Annotated in this window: 16 protein-coding genes and 1 pseudogene; 7 read left to right on the top strand and 10 right to left on the bottom strand. The window is 71.2% G+C overall.

The features are described 5' to 3' along the window. The first annotated feature begins 392 nt into the window (after positions 1-392). Positions 393-884 carry a hypothetical protein gene (locus ACFP1Z_RS24860; protein WP_390319608.1) on the top strand — a complete coding sequence of 164 codons (492 nt, stop codon included), beginning with the start codon at positions 393-395 and terminating at the stop codon, positions 882-884. Positions 885-916: 32 nt separating this feature from the next. After that, a complete protein-coding gene (locus ACFP1Z_RS24855) occupies positions 917-2,500 on the top strand; it encodes a S1 family peptidase (protein WP_390319607.1) in 1,584 nt (527 codons plus the stop codon). A gap of 48 nt (positions 2,501-2,548) precedes the next feature. On the opposite strand, the gene ACFP1Z_RS24850 is transcribed toward ACFP1Z_RS24855, so the two are convergent. Beyond that, a complete protein-coding gene (locus ACFP1Z_RS24850) occupies positions 2,549-2,773 on the bottom strand; it encodes a DUF397 domain-containing protein (RefSeq protein ID WP_390319605.1) in 225 nt (74 codons plus the stop codon). Next, positions 2,743-3,552, bottom strand: coding sequence for a helix-turn-helix domain-containing protein (locus tag ACFP1Z_RS24845; RefSeq protein WP_390319604.1), 810 nt, complete (start codon positions 3,550-3,552; stop codon positions 2,743-2,745). The genes ACFP1Z_RS24850 and ACFP1Z_RS24845 overlap by 31 nt, the downstream gene beginning before the upstream one ends. Before the next feature lie 238 nt (positions 3,553-3,790). Here ACFP1Z_RS24845 and ACFP1Z_RS24840 point away from each other — a divergent pair, with 238 nt between their 5' ends. After that, a complete protein-coding gene (locus tag ACFP1Z_RS24840) occupies positions 3,791-4,330 on the top strand; it encodes an NUDIX hydrolase (RefSeq protein WP_390319602.1) in 540 nt (179 codons plus the stop codon). Positions 4,331-4,373: 43 nt separating this feature from the next. On the opposite strand, the gene ACFP1Z_RS24835 is transcribed toward ACFP1Z_RS24840, so the two are convergent. The 3 genes and pseudogenes from ACFP1Z_RS24835 to ACFP1Z_RS24825 all read right to left on the bottom strand — a co-directional run bounded on the left by ACFP1Z_RS24835 (position 4,374) and on the right by ACFP1Z_RS24825 (position 5,989). Further along, positions 4,374-5,219 (bottom strand): spermidine synthase, encoded by an 846-nt coding sequence (locus ACFP1Z_RS24835; protein ID WP_390319600.1) that lies wholly within the window; start codon positions 5,217-5,219, stop codon positions 4,374-4,376. A gap of 30 nt (positions 5,220-5,249) precedes the next feature. Continuing rightward, a pseudogene (locus ACFP1Z_RS24830) lies at positions 5,250-5,741 on the bottom strand (GTP-binding protein); the annotation flags it as partial. Positions 5,742-5,839: 98 nt separating this feature from the next. Further along, positions 5,840-5,989, bottom strand: a complete 150-nt coding sequence (locus ACFP1Z_RS24825) for a hypothetical protein (RefSeq protein ID WP_390319599.1) — start codon at positions 5,987-5,989, stop codon at positions 5,840-5,842. A 154-nt stretch (positions 5,990-6,143) separates the two neighbouring features. On the opposite strand from ACFP1Z_RS24825, the gene ACFP1Z_RS24820 reads away from it, so the two are divergent. The 4 genes from ACFP1Z_RS24820 to ACFP1Z_RS24805 all read left to right on the top strand — a co-directional run bounded on the left by ACFP1Z_RS24820 (position 6,144) and on the right by ACFP1Z_RS24805 (position 8,552). Further along, entirely contained in the window at positions 6,144-6,890 is a 747-nt protein-coding gene (locus tag ACFP1Z_RS24820) for a TVP38/TMEM64 family protein (RefSeq protein WP_390319598.1), read from the top strand. 189 nt (positions 6,891-7,079) lie between these two features. Beyond that, positions 7,080-7,400 carry a nuclear transport factor 2-like protein gene (locus ACFP1Z_RS24815; RefSeq protein WP_390319596.1) on the top strand — a complete coding sequence of 107 codons (321 nt, stop codon included), beginning with the start codon at positions 7,080-7,082 and terminating at the stop codon, positions 7,398-7,400. 127 nt (positions 7,401-7,527) lie between these two features. After that, positions 7,528-7,800 carry a hypothetical protein gene (locus ACFP1Z_RS24810; RefSeq protein ID WP_390319594.1) on the top strand — a complete coding sequence of 91 codons (273 nt, stop codon included), beginning with the start codon at positions 7,528-7,530 and terminating at the stop codon, positions 7,798-7,800. A gap of 134 nt (positions 7,801-7,934) precedes the next feature. Beyond that, the gene (locus tag ACFP1Z_RS24805; RefSeq protein ID WP_390319592.1) at positions 7,935-8,552 is read left to right on the top strand and encodes a hypothetical protein; all 618 of its coding nucleotides are present in this window, start codon (positions 7,935-7,937) and stop codon (positions 8,550-8,552) included. Positions 8,553-8,586: 34 nt separating this feature from the next. On the opposite strand, the gene meaB is transcribed toward ACFP1Z_RS24805, so the two are convergent. The 5 genes from meaB to ACFP1Z_RS24780 all read right to left on the bottom strand — a co-directional run bounded on the left by meaB (position 8,587) and on the right by ACFP1Z_RS24780 (position 17,054). Further along, a complete protein-coding gene (meaB, locus tag ACFP1Z_RS24800; protein ID WP_390319591.1) occupies positions 8,587-9,576 on the bottom strand; it encodes a methylmalonyl Co-A mutase-associated GTPase MeaB in 990 nt (329 codons plus the stop codon). 13 nt (positions 9,577-9,589) lie between these two features. Further along, a complete protein-coding gene (gene scpA / locus ACFP1Z_RS24795; protein WP_390319589.1) occupies positions 9,590-11,815 on the bottom strand; it encodes a methylmalonyl-CoA mutase in 2,226 nt (741 codons plus the stop codon). Continuing rightward, the gene (locus ACFP1Z_RS24790; protein ID WP_390319587.1) at positions 11,815-13,701 is read right to left on the bottom strand and encodes a methylmalonyl-CoA mutase family protein; all 1,887 of its coding nucleotides are present in this window, start codon (positions 13,699-13,701) and stop codon (positions 11,815-11,817) included. Before ACFP1Z_RS24790 ends, scpA begins: the two co-directional genes overlap by 1 nt. A 108-nt stretch (positions 13,702-13,809) precedes the next feature. Continuing rightward, complete coding sequence (locus ACFP1Z_RS24785; RefSeq protein WP_390319586.1) at positions 13,810-14,826, bottom strand: CinY protein; 1,017 nt, start codon at positions 14,824-14,826, stop codon at positions 13,810-13,812. 134 nt (positions 14,827-14,960) lie between these two features. Continuing rightward, positions 14,961-17,054, bottom strand: coding sequence for a SpoIIE family protein phosphatase (locus tag ACFP1Z_RS24780; protein WP_390319584.1), 2,094 nt, complete (start codon positions 17,052-17,054; stop codon positions 14,961-14,963). Positions 17,055-17,077 lie beyond the last annotated feature (23 nt).

Raw genomic sequence — 17,077 nt, 5'->3', positions numbered from 1 at the left:
TTCGCCTCTTCAAGGCATTCCTCATCTCTGGTCGGCGACTCTTGGTTGACTATCTTTTCTGGTATCGAAGACCCAACTGCCCAGCTGCGTCGGGGCGTTGCGCATACTAATGACCGAGACGCCTCTGAACCAGCTGGCGTTAAGGCGAAGTCGGCGGCTTGAGAAGGGCAGGCGAGCCCTGCTGCGCGCCGGACGGGCAGTGTCCACCTTACCTAACTAGACTGTCAAAACACGGCAGTTGAGGGTATCGGCCACACGCAGCAGACAACCTCAGGGGGCGTGTGATGTGGATCTCGTTTGCGGCTGCCGCTTGCCCGGGTAGCCTTCAGCGAGCGTTTATTTAGAGTTTATTTTCGTGGATTCAGTGAACGTGCAGATTCATGGAGGTCGGCATGAAGTTTTCGCGAGCCCGCAAAGCAATGACTGCTGTTTTAATCGGCGGCCTTGCCGTTTTGATTAGCGCCCCCGCCTGGGCGTCTGGTTCGACTCCAACGGTGGAAGATCCAGGCGACGAGGCATTGCCATTCGCGATTGAAGAATTCCAGTATCCCAACGCGGAAAAGATCCTCAAGGAAAAGGGGATCATCCTACGTAAAGGCGACGGTCACATCATGCTTGTCGGTTGTGATTCGTCGACGAAGCAGATCAAGATCATGTCGGGCGCAGTGGACTACTGCTTCACGGCCACGTCTTCGGTTGGCTATCTCGATCTTGAGCTTCCAGGCGTTTTTGGTATTCGCTCTTACGATCACCCTCTTCAGGCTGACCTGATAGCGGAAGGGATGAAGAAGACGGTTACCGTCCCCAAAAACCAGCTTGTTGGCGCGGGTGAGGGAGTGCAACAACCTCAGACGACGCTGGTTGAGCTTCGTGTCACCGGTTGATCCACGCACTATTCCTGCAGCGAGGGAAGTTGATGTTTGCTAGAGGAAGACGTGCGGCACGGATTGCCGGAGTTCTTGTCTCTGCTGTCACGGTCGGCTTATTGGGTGTAGCTCCAGTAAGTGCTGTTGTGGGGGCGGCTGCCAATGACTCGTTTACTTTCACAGCCAAACTTGACATCGGCGGTCAACGGAGCTGCTCGGCTGCGCTCGTTGAGCAGCAGTGGCTCGTGACCGCCGCCAGTTGCTTTGCCGACAACCCGGCGCAGAGCCTGAAAGTCCCTGCCGGTGCGCCGAAGCTCCAGACCAGAGCCATCATCGGCCGTACCGACCTCTCCCGCGATCCCGGCACCGTCATGGATGTCGTGGAGCTTGTCCCGCGTGAGGACCGGGACTTGGTGATGGCCAAACTGCAGAAGCCCGTCACCGGGGTCAGCCCTGTCCCTCTCGGTTTCAACAAGCCGTTGCAGGGTGAGGACGTGTGGGTGTCCGGCTTCGGCCGCACCAAGGACGAGTGGGTGCCCGACCGCCTGCACTACGGGAAGTTCACCGTGGGCGCGGTGAAGGACACCACCGTCAGCATCACGAGCAAGTCCGGCGACTCGGCCGTCTGCCAGGGAGACACCGGAGGGCCGGCCTTCCGTGACATCGGCGGCCGGTACGAGCTCGTCGGTATCAACAGCAAGTCAGGACAAGCCGGTTGCTACGGCACCGACGAGTCCGAGACCCGCAAGGGCGCTGTCGAGACCCGGATCGATGACATCGCCGGCTGGATCCAGCAGACCTACTCCCGCGACCTGCTCCCCCGCAACGACTGGAGGTACGCCGAGCACCTGGCCTCCGGCTACTTCACCAGCGACCCGGCAAGCGGAAAGCGCCGCATGGACTTGTTCGTCGTGTGGAGGGACGGCTCGGCCAGCCTCTTCCAGGGTGCCGACCACAACGACCCCAAGCACCCCTTCTCGGCCGAGTACAAGCTGGCCGGTGAGGGCAGCTACTGGAAATGGGCCGAGACGGTCACCGGCGGCCGCTTCACCGACAGCGGTACCGACGGCATCACCGTGCGCTGGATGGGAGGCAAACTCTCCACGTACACGCATGTCGACCAATTCGGCTTCCACGACGAGAAGACGCTCGCCGAAAGCCAGTCCTGGGAAGCTGCCCGGCTCATCACCGCCGGCCGCTACAGCACCACCAACAACCTCCGCGACGACCTGCTTGTCCTCTGGGAGGACGGCTCGACGTCCATGTACACCGACATCGGCAGCAACGGCGTCAGCCGGGAAACCCAGCTGACGTACGCCAACGAGGGCTGGAAGAACGCGACCCAGATCAGCACGGGCGAGTTCACCGGGGGCAAGGCCGCCGACCTCATGGTCCAGTGGAACGACGGCCAGAACCAGATCTTCCCCGGCGGCGATCCCACCAGCCACAACCGGTTCGAGATCCGACCCGTGCACTCCGCCTGGGAATACAGCGCACAAATAGCCGTTGGCAACTTCACCTCCGCCGGTGGGAGTCTCAACGACGTCCTGATCCGTTGGAACTACGGCCCATTGAGCTATTATCCAGGCGTGAATGCCAGCGGTACCCACGGTGAGGTGCAGCTCGTCGGCTGAAGGCCCGAATCGTAGGAAACTGCATGAGCACGAGTGAAGCCCTCCAGTCTATGGCGTCTGGAGGGCTTCACCGCTGGCAGCAGTGACGGCAGTGACGAATCTTGACCAGGCTTCATTGCCAAATACCAGGTGGCCTCTGGCGGGGGCTTTGGAGTCACGGACAGGTACGGCACCGGGGTGCTGGTCCGCGACTTCCAAGCAGGTTGGGCCCTCGTTGCTGTAGGAACTCTTTCGCCAGGCGGCTATGGACCCGTCGGGGCAGACAGCAGGCACGGGTACGACTCCTCAAGTACTGTGCGGATGAGATCCCGTGACGCCTCTTGGTTGAGCGCCACGCCACGCATGTGATCGTAGAGGCGGCCGAAGTCGTCGACGTCCGCCTGCCTCGTGAGGTACGTGCCAGACCGAGCACCGATCCGATAGGCGACGTCTCGCCCCTTCGGTCGCTCCCAAAGGGTCACCGTTCCAACATCGGCAAAGAATCCGCTCCCCCGGAACGGGAGAACACGAAGATCGACGTTCGCCTGGTGCGACCTCTCCAACAAGTGCAGGAGCTGACGCCGCATAACTCCACTGCCGCCGGTGACGATGTGCAGTGCGGCCTCCCCCAACACAACGCGAAGGGTCGGTGCGTCCGGGGCTCGAAACGCCTCTCGTCGCGCTGCGCGATACTTGACCTTGTCTTCCAGCTCACCGCCCCAGACCGGGAGACCGGATTCAAGAGCAAGCCGGGTATGTTCGTCGGTCTCCAAGAGCGCCGGCACGAAGCCCGTGATCAGACGGATCGTACTTGCTTGCTTCTCCAACCTGGCGTACCGGCGCACCCGTTCTGCGTCCGGACTGTCATCAAGCTCGTCCCGCAGCATCCAAATGCTGCCACCCGCGTCCAGGGCCTCGTCGATCCGACGAGCAACATCGCGACGTGGAACATGCCTGCCGCTCTCGAAATGCGAAATCGCATACTTCGTCAGAGCGACCTCTTTGCCCAGCCGCGCCTGCGACCACTCTTTCCTGAGCCGATGCTCACAAATAGCCGCAGCCAGCTCGGCCACACGCTGCTCGTACGTCCTGAACGGCTTCTGGGCAGGCATACGCGGCGTCCCCCTGTTGACACTTGCAGCCCCTCAACGGTTCCGAAGGACTGAGCATAGGGGCCCTCACAGATACTGGTGGCAAGAACCGGAAACACCAACTCCGGCCGATTGACGCTGTGTTCGATCCACCACGTCTCATGCCCGCACAGCGGCCCCCCACACCCCGCACCCTCACCACATCGACAAGGAGTTCCCCATGTCCACTTCGGCGCGCCCCACCCCGCCGAGAGATGCGCTCGACGCGACGCCCGTACTGCCTGGAGGGTTCTGTTTCGTGGGGCTGGCCTGGATCCCTGCAACAAGCAAAAACGTGCAGGAGCCGGAGCGGGTGCTGCTGCTCCAGCTCACCGACGCATCCGTGCCGCAGGGCAGCCGGTATCAACTCCCCGGCGGGGAAGCGCAGTCGCCGGAGCCGGACTGGAAGTCGATGCAGTGGCATGTGTGGCGCACAACCGGGCTGGAGGTGACGCCGACGGCGATCCTCGGCCAGGACTGGCCGGTGCGTCCTCCGGCGCCCGGGCTCCCGATGGTGTACCGCACCATCTATCTGTGCGAGCCGGTGGCCGCCGGCACAAGGGTCACGCTGCCCGGCGGGGAGCCGGGCCTCGTGGCCCATCGCTGGGTCTCCCGTGACGAGGGGGCCGCGCTGATGCGGGGCGAGGGCGAGCGGGCCTGGTTCTACGGGCTGTGGGACGCCTGGGGGCGATCCGCGTCCGCTGTGCAGGCCGCGCCCTGAAAAGGAGTGGTGCCGTCAGGCGGGGCGCCGCCCCGCCCCGCCCTCACCCCACCCGGAACGCCCCGCCCGGCGGCTCCGGTGAGCCCACCGCGTCCGTGTCCCGGACCACCGGCGCCCCGGCGGCGAACCGCCGCAGCGCCTGCCCGTGCTCGACCCGCGCCGGGAACGCGTCCCCGGCCGCCTTCCGGGCGAGCACGTCCACGGGCAGCTCGGCGTCCGAAGCCACCAGTACCGCGTTCCCGAAGCGCCGCCCCCGCAGCATCGACGGCTCGGCGATGACGCACACCTCGTCGAACAGTGAGGCATACGTGGCCACTTGGGACTTCAGGAATGTCAGCGGCGCGCCGTCCGCCAGGTTCGCGGCGTAGACGCCGTTCCGCCGCAGCACTCGCGCCACCTCCCCCGCATACTCCACCGACGTCACATGCGCCGGCACCTGCGAGCCCCCGAAGACATCCCCGACGATGACATCCACCGAAGCGTCCGGTATCCGGGCCAGTTCCTCCCGCGCGTCCCCCACCCGCACCTCGATCCCCGCCGACGCGGGCAGCGGCAGACACTCCGCCACCAGCTCGGTCAGCCCCCGGTCCCCCTCCACCACACACTGCCGCGAGCCCGGGCGCGTCGCCGCCACATAGCGCGGCAGGGTCAGCGCTCCCCCGCCCAGGTGCAGGACGTCCAGCGGTTTGTCTTCTTCCGTCACCGCGTCCAGCACATGGGCGAGCCGCTGCGCGTACTCGAATTCCAGATATGTGGGGTCGTCCAGGTCGACGTACGACTGCGGGGAGTCGTTCATCGTCAGCAGCCAGGCGTGCGGGCGGTCCACGTCGGGGAGGAGTTTCGCGGTGCCCCAGTCGACGGTCCGGGTCACCGGTATCGCTTCGTTCACCTAGCCATTGTCCCGCTCCGGGGCGGGTCCCGGCGCCGGTACGTAGGTGTCCACGGCGTCGAGCAGTGCCTCGATCGTGCCGGTCCAGCGCGGATCGCCCTCCAGGGCGCGCAGTGCCGAGACCCGGACGACCGGCGTGTGCTCGCCGTCGTAGCCGTGCGCGGTCAGCAGCTCCCGCGTCTCCAGTTCCACGAGCTCGGTCAGTTCTTCCTGCGCGATGTCCGCTTTCGTCAGGGCCACGACCAGCTGGCGCACCCCCGCCCCACGGGCCAGCCGTACCTGCTCACGGGTCCGCTCCTGTACGCCCTCCGGCGCGGACACGGCGAGGATCGCCCCGTCGAGTTGGTGCGAGGACGGAAATCCCGCGCTCCCCGGCATGTCGACGTAGGCGAAGCGTCGTGCGTCGGTCGCGCACACCCTCCTGATCGCCTCCGTCAGCACCGTCTTCCCGTGGCCGGGGTGCCCCAGGGACCCGATGGTCGGGTGTGGCTCGACGCTGTGCGCGTACGCGTGCTCGTGCATGATTCCCTCTCCGGAGAAGAGACCGGTGCGCGGACCCCACGGGAAGAGGGAGAGGACCCCTCCCCGTGGGGTCCGCCGGATGTCCGGGAAGGGGCGGGTCAGCTCCAGGGGCCTGCGTACGCGCAGGCGCGCAGGGCGGCGCGGGCGCAGCGGCAGACGGTGGATTTGCGGAAAACGGCGGCGGCAGCCTCCGGCGCGCCCAGGGCCGGGGCCGCGGGCGTCGGCTTGAGGTCGGCGTGCCTGCTCATTGTGTTGATCCTCGCGCACGGCGCGTGACCCCGTCGAATGCTTTTCGCCGCACGGAACCGGCCTACGGCAGGTAGCCGATCCCCTCACCCGCGCGGGGCCGCCCGCCCCGCCCGGCGCGGAGCGGGCCGACGGACTGTCGGTTAGGCTCCAGCGATGCTCGAATCCGCTGTCTCCTCCCCCGGCCCCGCCGCCCGTTGCGCGCGCGTGCTGCGCTCGCCCTGGGCGCGGCTGGTGCTGCTCGTCGTGCTGCTGGCCGCCGCGGGGGCGGCGGTGCTGGCGTTCCGGCCGGAGCGGCTGCTGGCCGACGGGTGGCCGGCACGGCAGACCGGGGTCGTGGCGGTCGCCGTGTTCGCGGGTGCGTACGGGCTGTGCACCGCCGCGTTCGTGCCGCGCCCGATCCTCAACCTCGCGGCGGGCGCGCTGTTCGGGGCGCCGTTGGGCACGGTCACGGCGGTCGTGGGCACGGTGCTCGGGTCGGCGATCTCCTTCGGGCTGGGGCGGCTGCTGGGGCAGGACGCGCTGCGGCCGCTGCTGCGCGGGCGGTGGCTGCGGGCCGCCGACCGGCAGCTGAGCCGGCACGGCTTCCGCTCGATGCTCGCGCTGCGGCTCCTGCCCGGGGTGCCGTTCGCGGCGGTGAACTACTGCGCCGCGGTCTCCCGGATGGGCTGGCTGCCGTTCCTGCTGGCGACGGCGGCCGGGAGCGTGCCGAGTACGGGCGCCTACGTGATCGCGGGCAGTCACGCGGCGACCCCGACCTCGCCCGCGTTCGTCGCCGCCATGCTGTTCATCGGGGTGACCGGGCTCGGGGCGGTCGCGGTCGCCTGGCGCAAGCGGAGCCGGTTCGGCTGGCGGGTCCGGGCCGCCCGGGCGGGCGGCGAGAGCGGCGGCGCGGACGCGTGACCGGGGCACGGGGCCCGGCAGGTACGCGGCCCCGACGGCTCCCGGGACCGTCCCGCCCGGCTCGTACGGGCGACGGCCGCCCGTCCCCTGGGACACCGCGCCCCGGCCGGGTGAGTCCCGCGCGCGTGCCCGCGCCGTCGGTGGTCTCCTGGAACCCGCCCCGCGCACCCCACGCAGAGGAGCAGCCCCGTGATCCCCGACAGTGAGCTGTCCGACCCCGCCGTCCGCGCCCTGGTCGCCGCGATCAACGCCAACGACCACGACGCCTTCCGGGCCGCGCTGACCGACGACGCCACGATGTCCGACGACGGTTCGGACCGGAACCTCGACGACTGGAGCGAGCGGGAGATCTTCTCCTCCCACGGGCGCATGGACGTCGAGTCCGAGTCCGACGGCGGGCGCAGCCTCGTCGCGCGGTTCACGAACGACACGTGGGGCGCGATGCGCACCGCCTGGCGTTTCACCGTCACCGACGGCAGGATCAGCCGCTTCGACACCGGTCAGGCGTAGCAAGACGGCTGCCGGGCCGCCCACCTGACACAGTGTCGGATCCGCGGATTCCTCCGATCCGCTGGTCGGCACCGGGCGGCGCCCCGACGCGCCCGGCGTTGTCAGTGGCCTGCCCTAGCCTGTGGACATGCCTGCCTCCCCGGTGCCCCCGCCCCCTTCGGACGATCCGGATCCATCGCCCTGCCCGGCGCAGTCCCCGCCCGCGTCCGGGGCCGCGTCCCCGGCCAAGTCCCCCGATCCTCTGGCAGCGTTGGACGCCGAGACCGTCAACCAGCTGATACGCGCGTTCCTTTCGGCCCGCCGGGGCCGGGTGCTGACGCGGGCCGAGCGCGCGCAGTACGAGGCGCTGCGGGCGCGCTGGGTCGAGGCCGTGCGGGAGCGCTTCGGCAAGGCGGCGTGATGCCGCGCGCCGGGCCGGCCGGCGCCGCGACGCCCGTACGCAACGGCTGTACGCAACGCCCGTACGTGGCAGGCGTGCACGCGGCCGGCCGCGCCCGGGATGCGGTCCGCCGGCACCCGGCGCAGGCTGTGGTCATGGGCAGGAGACGGCCGCCACGGGTGGCGCGCGCCGGGCGGCGCCGGGGAGGCGGGAGACCCCGTGCGGCGCGCGCGGCGGCCGGGCCGGCCGTCACCGCCCTGTTGCTGACCGCCTCGCTGGCCCCCACGGCCGCGTGCGGGGGCGGAGCGGGCGGCGGGGCCGGGCACACCGTCTCGCCGTCCGGCCCGTCGGCCGCGGCGGTGCCGCGGGCGGTGGGCTTCGGGGACACCTACGCGTTCCCGGACGGGCTGAAGGTGAGGGTGTCGCAGCCCGCGCCGTTCACCCCGAGCGTCACTTCGGTCGGGCATCAACAGGGCCGTACGCCCGTGACGTTCACCGTGACCGTCACCAACGGCACGAAGGCGCCCTTCGACGCGTCGGGGCTGCTGGTGTCCATGACGGCGGGCGCGCAGGGCGCGCGCGTGGAGCAGGTCTTCGACAGCGCCCGGGGCGTGGGCAATCCGTTCCCCGGCCCGCTGGCCCCGGGCAGGGACGGCACCGGCGTGTACGCCTTCGACGTGCCGTCGGACGCGACGAAGGCCGTGGACGTGGCCGTGCGTCCCAACTACGGCGTCACGTACGGCACCGTGCACTGGACCGGCCGGGCCCGCTGACGGTCCTGTCCGCCCACCGGCTCCTACCGTTCCCCTACCGTTCCTCCCGGAACGTCTCCAGGATCCGCTGCGCCGCCAGGCTCGCCGGCACCAGGCCCTCGCGCACGTCCCGTTCCAGCCCGGGGGCCAGCCCCTGTACGCCCTGGTGCTCGCGCAGTTCGCCCAGCAGCCCTTCGCGCACCATGTCCCAGACCCACTCGACCTGTTGGTCCCGCCGCCGCCCGGCCAGTCCGCCCGTCGCGTCGAGGACCTTGCGGTGCTGTTCCAGCCGGTCCCACAGTTCGTCCAGGCCCGTGCCCTCGCGGGCGCTGCAGGTGAGGACCGGCGGGTTCCAGGCCGCGTCGGGAGCACGCATCAGCCGCAGGGCGCCCGCGAGTTCGCGCGCCGCGGACTTCGCGTCGCGCTCGTGCGGGCCGTCCGCCTTGTTGACGGCGATGACGTCCGCGAGTTCCAGGACGCCTTTCTTGATGCCCTGGAGCTGGTCGCCGGTGCGGGCGAGGGTGAGCATGAGGAAGGTGTCGACCATGCCGGCGACGGCGGTCTCGGACTGGCCGACGCCGACGGTCTCGACGAGCACGACGTCGTAGCCGGCGGCTTCCATCACGACGACGGTCTCGCGGGTGGCCCGCGCGACCCCGCCGAGGGTGCCGGCGGTCGGTGACGGCCGGACGAAGGCGGCCGGGTCGACGGCGAGGCGCTCCATCCGGGTCTTGTCGCCGAGGATGCTGCCGCCGGTGCGGCTGGAGGACGGGTCGACGGCGAGGACCGCGACCCGGTGGCCGCGCCCGGTCAGCAGGGTGCCGAGGGCGTCGATGAAGGTGGACTTGCCGACGCCGGGCACGCCGGTGATCCCGATGCGCCGGGCGCCGCCGGAGTGCGGCAGCAGCTCGGTGAGCATGCGCTGGGCGAGCGCGCGGTGGTCGGGGCGGGCGGACTCGACGAGGGTGATCGCGCGGGCGACCGTGGCCCGCCGGCCGTCGAGCACGCCCTTGACGTACGCGTCCACATCCACGGAACGTGCCATCAGTTCGCCGGCCTCACAGCTCGTGGCCGAGGACCCCCGCGAGGGTCGTCAGCAGGTCGTGGGCGGCGTCCGGGATGACGGTGCCGGGCAGGAAGACGGCCGCCGCGCCCGTCTCCCGCAGCGGGGCGACGTCCTGCGGGGGGATGACACCCCCGACGACGATCATGATGTCGTCGCGTCCCTGCTCGGCGAGCTGCTCGCGCAGCGCGGGGACGAGGGTGAGGTGGCCGGCGGCGAGCGAGGAGACGCCGACGATGTGCACGTCGGCCTCGACCGCCTGCCGGGCGACCTCCTCGGGGGTCTGGAACAGCGGGCCGACGTCGACGTCGAAGCCGAGGTCGGCGAAGGCGGTGGCGATGACCTTCTGGCCGCGGTCGTGGCCGTCCTGGCCCATCTTGGCGACGAGGATGCGCGGGCGGCGGCCCTCCTCGCGCTCGAAGGCGGCGACGGTGGCGCGGGTGCGTTCCACTCCGGCGGAGTTCCCCGCTTCTTCCCGGTACACGCCGGAGATGGTACGGATCTGGCCCGCGTGCCGGCCGTACACCTTCTCCAGGGCGTCGGAGATCTCGCCGACGGTGGCCTTGGCGCGGGCCGCGTCCACCGCGAGGGCGAGGAGGTTGCCCTCCAGGCCGCCGCCCGGTCCGTTCTCCGCGGCGCGGGTCAGCGCGTTCAGCGCGTCCTGGCAGACGGTCTCGTCGCGTTCGGCGCGCAGCCGCCGCAGCTTGTCGATCTGCTGGGCGCGGACGGCGGAGTTGTCGACCTTGAGGACGTCGATCTGCTCGTCGGAGTCGACGCGGTACTTGTTGACGCCGATGACGGGCTGCCGTCCGGAGTCGATACGGGCCTGGGTGCGGGCCGCGGCCTCCTCGACGCGCAGCTTGGGGATGCCGGCGTCGATGGCGCGGGCCATGCCGCCGGCGGCCTCGACCTCCTCGATGTGCCGCCAGGCGCGCCGGGCGAGGTCGTGGGTGAGCTTCTCCACGTACGCGCTGCCGCCCCACGGGTCGATGACGCGGCAGGTGCCGGACTCCTGCTGGAGCAGCAGCTGGGTGTTGCGGGCGATGCGGGCGGAGAAGTCGGTGGGCAGGGCGAGTGCCTCGTCGAGGGCGTTGGTGTGCAGGGACTGGGTGTGCCCCTGGGTGGCGGCCATGGCCTCGATGCAGGTGCGGGTGACGTTGTTGAAGACGTCCTGCGCGGTGAGCGACCAGCCGGAGGTCTGCGAATGGGTGCGCAGGGACAGCGACTTGGGGTTCTTGGGGTCGAAGCGCTTGACGAGGCGGGCCCACAGCAGCCGTGCGGCGCGCAGTTTGGCGATCTCCATGAAGAAGTTCATGCCGATCGCCCAGAAGAAGGACAGGCGGGGCGCGAAGGCGTCGACGTCGAGTCCGGCGTCGATGCCCGCCTTGAGGTACTCGACGCCGTCGGCGAGGGTGTAGGCGAGTTCGAGGTCGGCGGTGGCCCCGGCTTCCTGGATGTGGTAGCCGGAGATGGAGATGGAGTTGTAGCGCGGCATCCGCTGCGAGGTGTACGCGAAGATGTCGGAGATGATCCGCATCGAGGGCTGCGGCGGATAGATGTAGGTGTTGCGGACCATGAACTCCTTGAGGATGTCGTTCTGGATGGTCCCGGCCAGCTTCTCGGGCGGTACGCCCTGTTCCTCGGCGGCGACGATGTACAGGGCGAGGACGGGCAGGACGGCGCCGTTCATCGTCATCGACACGCTCATGCGGTCGAGGGGGATGCCGTCGAAGAGCTGCCGCATGTCGTAGATCGAGTCGATGGCGACGCCCGCCATGCCGACGTCGCCGGTCACCCGCGGGTGGTCGCTGTCGTAGCCGCGGTGGGTGGGCAGGTCGAAGGCGACGGACAGGCCTTTCTGGCCGGCCGCGAGGTTGCGGCGGTAGAAGGCGTTGGACTCCTCGGCGGTGGAGAAGCCGGCGTACTGGCGGATCGTCCAGGGCTGGTTGACGTACATCGTCGGGTAGGGGCCGCGCAGGTACGGGGCGATGCCCGGGTAGGTGCGCAGGAAGTCCAGGCCGCGCAGGTCCTCGTCGGTGTAGAGGGGTTTGACGCCGATGCCCTCGGGGGTCTCCCAGACGAGGTCCTCGGGGCTCTTGCCGCAGCTCTCCTTCAGGGCCGCGCGCCAGGCGCCGGGGTCGGCGGGGGCGCCGTCGGCGGGGCCGAGTCCGACGGCGGTGAAGTCCGGGACGGGGCCCGGCCGTCCGTCGCTGCCGTGCATCACGCCACTCCCATACGGTCGAGGACGGAGGTGAGGACGGCGACGGCGTCGCCGCCCGCGAAGACGAACTCGTCGATCCCGGCGCGCTCGTACGCCGCGCGCCGCTCGCCGGGGCGTCCGGCGAGGAACACCCATGATGCGCCCGCCGCCTTGAGCGCGGAAGCGACGGCCTCGGCCTGTTCCGCGTAGAGGGTGTCGCTGGAGCACAGGCAGGCGACGGCCGCGCCGCTGCGGGTGAACGCCTCGGCGGCGGTGGCGGGTTCGACGGTGACCGGGTCGTGGACGGGCTCGATGCCGCCGGCCTGGAAGAGGTTGGCGGCGAAGGTCGTGCGGGCCGTGTGGGCGGCGGCGGGGCCGAGGGCCGCGAGGAGGACGCGGGGGCGGGTGCCGGTGGCCGCGAGGTGGGCGTCGGAGCGGGCGCGCAGTGCCTCGTACGCCTCGTCGCGGCGGACCCGCGGCAGTCCGCCGGCAGGCGATGGAGGCGCGGGCTCGCGGCGTACGGGTTCCTCGCCCAGGTGGGGGAACTCGCTGACGCCGGTGACGGGTTCGCGGCGCGTGGCCAGGCGCCGGGAGCGTTCGCGCCAGGTCGCGGCGAGGCGTTCGCCGGCCAGGCCCGAGCGCAGGGCCGCCGCCATGCCGCCCTCCCGCTCGATCTCCTGGAAGAACGCCCACGCGGCGTGGGCGAGTTCGTCGGTGAGCCGTTCGACGTACCAGGAGCCGCCGGCCGGGTCGATGACGCGGGCGAGGTGGGACTCCTCCAGCAGGATCGCGGAGGTGTTGCGGGCGATGCGGCGGGCGAAGGCGTCGGGCAGGCCGAGGGCGTCGTCGAAGGGCAGGACGGTGACGGCGTCGGCGCCGCCGGCTCCCGCGCCCAGGCAGGCGACGGTGGTGCGCAGCATGTTCACCCACGGGTCGCGGCGGGTCATCATCACCGGGGAGGTCACGGCGTGCTGGCGCTGCGCGCGGGCCTCGGGGCGGGCGCCGCTGACCTCGGTGACGCGGTGCCACAGGCGGCGCGCGGCACGGTACTTGGCGATGGTCAGGAACTGGTCGGCGGTGGCGGCCAGGCGGAACTCCAGCTGTCCGCAGGCGGTGTCGATGTCCGTTCCGGCGGCGGTGAGGGCCCGCAGGTAGGCGACGCCGGTGGCCAGGGAGCAGCCGAGCTCCTGTATGGCGGAGGCGCCGGCACCGTGGTAGGGCAGGGCGTCGACGGTGAACGCCCGTACGCCGGGCCGGTCCTGGACGCAGCGGGCGGCGAGGGCGGTGGCCGTGGCGAGGGCTTCGGCGGGGTCGGCGGTGGTGCCGGTGCGGGCGAGGGTGCCGAGCGGGTCGGCGCCGAGGTTGCCGCGCGCGTCCGTACGGGCGGTGCCGCGCCGGTCGTACAGGTCGAGCAACGCGTGGGCGGCGGGCTCGAATTCCGCGCCCGCGTCGAGGACGACGGGGGCGAGGTCGAGGTAGACGCCGTCGAGGGCGGCCGCGATTCCGGCCGGGGGCAGCCCGTGGGCGCCGACGGTCAGCCACAGGGAGCTCGCGCCGTTCTCCAGGTCGGCGAGGACGGCCTCGTTGGTGCGCGCCGGGTCGGGGTGGGTGTGCCGCTGGCGTACGTCCCAGCCGGCGACGGCCGTTCCCTCCGTCCGTCCGCCGCGGACGAACGGAGGGAAGCCCGGGTGGCCGGGCAGCGGGCCGGTGTCGGCGGCGGTGTAGAGGGGGCGGGCGGCCAGCCCGTCCTCGATCGGGGTGGCCAGCGCGCTCTCGGCCGCCGGACCGGCGACGTCCGTCGCGCCCGCCTTGCGCAGCACTCCCTCCACGAGGTGCTGCCATTGCTCGCGGGACGCGTCCGGGAACTCGGCGGCCAGCGGGAAGCCTTCGTCGGGCAGGACCGTCATGGGGGGAAGGCTAGGGGAGGTCACGGGCCGTGCAGGAGTGGCAACGGCTGTGACCTTGGCCTCTTCTGTTGACGCCGGCTTCTGTTGACGCCCGGCCCCGGTTGACGCTCAGTGCCGTGGGGGCGTGGGCGCGCAGTCGCGGGCGGGCGTGTCGCGGGTGAGGACGCAGGCGATGCGCTCCCCGCGTTCCTTGCCGTAGCGCTGGTCCAGCGCGGTGCGGAAGTCGGCCCACTGGCGGCGGGTGTCGGTGACCGCGGCGCGTACGGCCCGCTCGAAGTTGCCGTCCGTACGGCCGCGGGGAGTTGCCGGGGCCGTGGTGGCGCCGGTGGCGGGGTCGACGGTGCCCTCGTCCTTGTTGAGGGCGGAGTGCTGGACGCGCTTGCCGCACAGCAGGACGAGCGAGAAGCAGCCCGTGGTCAGCCCCTCGGGTACGGCCGCCTGCTGCGGCGGGCGGCTGTCGGCGAGCGCGAACAGCGGGGAGGGGGCGGGGAGATCGAGGCCGGGCGGGTTGTCCTTGCCGACGGGGCGGCCGCTGTCGGGCCGGTCGCTCCAGTTGGAGTGCGAGTAGAAGTCCTGGACGCCGTGCAGGGCGCGGCCCAGGCCCTCGACGCTGTTGCACTTGGCGCGGCCGCGGAAGCCGAGGGCGAACGTGCAGTCCTTGGCCAGGTCGCTCTCGCGGGCCGCGACGGAGCCGTCGGCGGCCAGGGTGCTCCCGGCGGCGGTGACGCCCTCGGTGAAGCGGGTGCGCAGTTTGCCGACGCAGGTGAGGAGTTGACGGGTGGCCTCGGCGCGGCTGCGGGGGTAGCCGGGCTGTGCGAGGTAGTCGGCGTTGTCGCAGTGGGCCTCGGGGGTGAGGACCTCGTCGGAGTCGGGCGCGCCGACGGCGCCGAAGGTGCGCTGGTGGCCGGCGAGCTGGTCGAGCGAGCGCGGCTCGAAGCAGGTTCCGTCGGAGGGCTTCCCCGGCGCGCACGCGAGCGCGGCCCGGGTGATCCGTTCGTGCTCGGCGTGCTGCCCGAAGGAGTTGACGGTGCCGAAGGCGTGGGCGGGGGTGGTCTGCGCGAGGGTGAGCGCGGGGGCGGCGAGCGCGGTGGCGGCCACGAGGAGGGGACGTATGGGTTTGGGCATGGGGGTTTCCGTGGGGGTGGGGGGTGCCGTGGTGGGGTGCCTGAAGAAGGCAGACGGACGCACCTTAGCGGAATTCTCGGTTCAGGTGACAGCCCGTCAGGGAGCTTTCCGCAGACCTTGTTCCCGGCCGGCCCTCAGCCCGGCTCCGCCTCCGACTCGTGCACCTCGCGCCGGTCCGGCACGACGAACTCGCTCCACACCGACTTGCCGTTGCCGCGCGCGTCCACCCCCCACACGTCCGCCAGCCGGTCCACCAGCAGCAGGCCACGGCCGGAGACGCCCGATTCGCCCGGCTGGCGGCGGCGGGGCAGGGCGCTGGACTTGTCCTCGACCTCGACGCGGACGCGGCGTTCGGTGCCGGAGAGCATCCGGACCGTTACCACGGCCGCGCCGTCGGTGTGCAGCAGCGCGTTGGTGACCAGTTCGTCGGCGACGAGCTCGATCTCGTCGGAGCGCTCCCGCGCGCCCCAGGCCCGTACGGCCGCGCGGATCATGTGCCGGGCGGCGTGCAGGGCCTCGGGGTCGGCCGGGGCGATGTGCTGCTGGAGGCGGCCGAAGCTGCGGGTGGCGGCGCCGTGCCGGCGCAGCAGCAGGACGGCCATGTCGTCCTCGCCGACGCGTTCCTCGACCACGTCGCACAACCGGTCGGCGAGCAGGTGCAGTTCGACGGGGCCCTCGCGGACGATGTCGGCGAGGAGGTGCATGCCGTCGTCGAGGTCGGCACCGGGCTGTTCGACGAGTCCGTCGGTGAACAGCAACAGGGTCTCCCCCGGGTCGAGTTCGACGGTGGTCACCGGGTACTCAAGGCGGCCGAACTCGGCGGACAGCCCCAGCGGCAGCCCTCCGGTGACGGGCAGCCGGCGGCAGCTGCCGTCGTTGTGGCGCAGCAACGGGTCGATGTGCCCGGCGCGTACGAGCTGGACAACGCCGGTGGACAGGTCGGCCTCGGCGTAGGCGCAGGTGGCGAAGCGGTCGGTGTCCAGCTCGTGCAGGAAGGTGGAGGCGCGGGCCATGACGGTGGCGGGGGCGTGCCCCTCGGAGGCGTAGGCGCGCAGCACGATGCGCAACTGGCCCATGACGGCGGCGGCATGGGTGTCGTGGCCCTGGACGTCGCCGATGACGGCTCCCACCCGCCCGCCGGGCAGCGGGATCACGTCGTACCAGTCGCCCCCGATGTCGCGGCCCATCCGGGCCGCCCGGTAGCGGACGGCGATCTGCGCGCCGGGGATGCGCGGGATGCGCCGGGGCAGCATGGCCTGCTGGAGGCCCTCGGCGAGGTCGTGCTCCTGGTCGTAGAGCATGGCGCGGGCGATGCTCTGGGCGAGGCTGCTGCCGAGGGCGATGTAGACGTTGCGTTCCTGCTGGGTGAAGCCGCGGCGGTCGCGGTAGAGCAGGCCGAGGGCGCCGATGGGGCGGGCCTGGGCGATGAGCGGCAGATAGGCGGCGGAGGAGATGCCGATGCCGGCGATGCGCTCCCACAGCCAGGGGTAGCAGGCGGCGAACTCCTCGCGGGACTCGATGAAGCGGGGGGTGAGCGTACGGATGACCTCACTCATGGGGAAGTTGTCGTCGATGCGCGTGTAGCGGGTGCCGGGGATGAAGTGGTCGGAGGGGCCCTCGGCGACCAGGTGGATCCGGCCCGATTCGATCAGCCCCAGGACCAGGAGGTCGGAGCCGAGGTGGAGGACGGCCTGCGGGTCCTTGAAGAAGTCGATGACCTCCTGCACGGTGCGGGCGTGGGCGAGCGCGGCCGTGGTGGTCTCGACGACGGTGGTCTGCCGGCGGCGCTCCTCCTCGGCCTCGCGGGGGCGGGTGAGGTGGCCGAGTTCCTCGGTGGCGTCCCGGACGATGCCGATGATGCGGCAGGGGCGGCCGTGCTCGTCGCGGCGGATGTGGCCGTGGGCATAGGTCCAGCGCAGGGTGCCGTCCTGGGCGCGGACGCGGTAGTAGGCGCCGTAGCTCTGGCTGCCGTCCTTCAGGGCGCGGGCGACGAGGGCGTCGAGCCTCGCCGCGTCGGCGCGTGGTACCACCCCGGCGAGATCGCGCACGCGCCCCCCGAAGGTCCCCGGAGGCACCTGGAGGATCTCCAGGGCGGAGGGGTCGAGGTGCAGCCGTCCGCTGCCGAGGTCCCAGTCGAAGGCGCCGATCCGGTTCAGGGCGAGGGTGAGCTCCGGGCGGGCGGGCCAGTCGTCCGGCGGCACGGCAGGCGTCGCTCCCCGATCAACCATAGGGACACTCTGACACCTTTTGC

The sequence above is a fragment of the Streptomyces gamaensis genome, assembly GCF_042656465.1.
GTDB classification, from domain to species: domain Bacteria; phylum Actinomycetota; class Actinomycetes; order Streptomycetales; family Streptomycetaceae; genus Streptomyces; species Streptomyces gamaensis.
Note: the sequence above shows the minus strand (reverse complement) of the source record. Positions and strands in the feature narration are given on the sequence as shown.

Bases quoted from the DNA above. Each gene is read 5' to 3' on its own strand.
- ACFP1Z_RS24790 (WP_390319587.1), bottom strand. From the start codon at position 13,701: ATGACGGTCCTGCCCGACGAAGGCTTCCCGCTGGCCGCCGAGTTCCCG.
- ACFP1Z_RS24805 (WP_390319592.1), top strand. From the start codon at position 7,935: ATGGGCAGGAGACGGCCGCCACGGGTGGCGCGCGCCGGGCGGCGCCGG.
- ACFP1Z_RS24855 (WP_390319607.1), top strand. From the start codon at position 917: ATGTTTGCTAGAGGAAGACGTGCGGCACGGATTGCCGGAGTTCTTGTC.
- ACFP1Z_RS24785 (WP_390319586.1), bottom strand. From the start codon at position 14,826: ATGCCCAAACCCATACGTCCCCTCCTCGTGGCCGCCACCGCGCTCGCC.
- ACFP1Z_RS24810 (WP_390319594.1), top strand. From the start codon at position 7,528: ATGCCTGCCTCCCCGGTGCCCCCGCCCCCTTCGGACGATCCGGATCCA.
- scpA (WP_390319589.1), bottom strand. From the start codon at position 11,815: ATGCACGGCAGCGACGGACGGCCGGGCCCCGTCCCGGACTTCACCGCC.
- ACFP1Z_RS24820 (WP_390319598.1), top strand. From the start codon at position 6,144: ATGCTCGAATCCGCTGTCTCCTCCCCCGGCCCCGCCGCCCGTTGCGCG.
- ACFP1Z_RS24780 (WP_390319584.1), bottom strand. From the start codon at position 17,054: ATGGTTGATCGGGGAGCGACGCCTGCCGTGCCGCCGGACGACTGGCCC.
- meaB (WP_390319591.1), bottom strand. From the start codon at position 9,576: ATGGCACGTTCCGTGGATGTGGACGCGTACGTCAAGGGCGTGCTCGAC.
- ACFP1Z_RS24825 (WP_390319599.1), bottom strand. From the start codon at position 5,989: ATGAGCAGGCACGCCGACCTCAAGCCGACGCCCGCGGCCCCGGCCCTG.
- ACFP1Z_RS24860 (WP_390319608.1), top strand. From the start codon at position 393: ATGAAGTTTTCGCGAGCCCGCAAAGCAATGACTGCTGTTTTAATCGGC.
- ACFP1Z_RS24840 (WP_390319602.1), top strand. From the start codon at position 3,791: ATGTCCACTTCGGCGCGCCCCACCCCGCCGAGAGATGCGCTCGACGCG.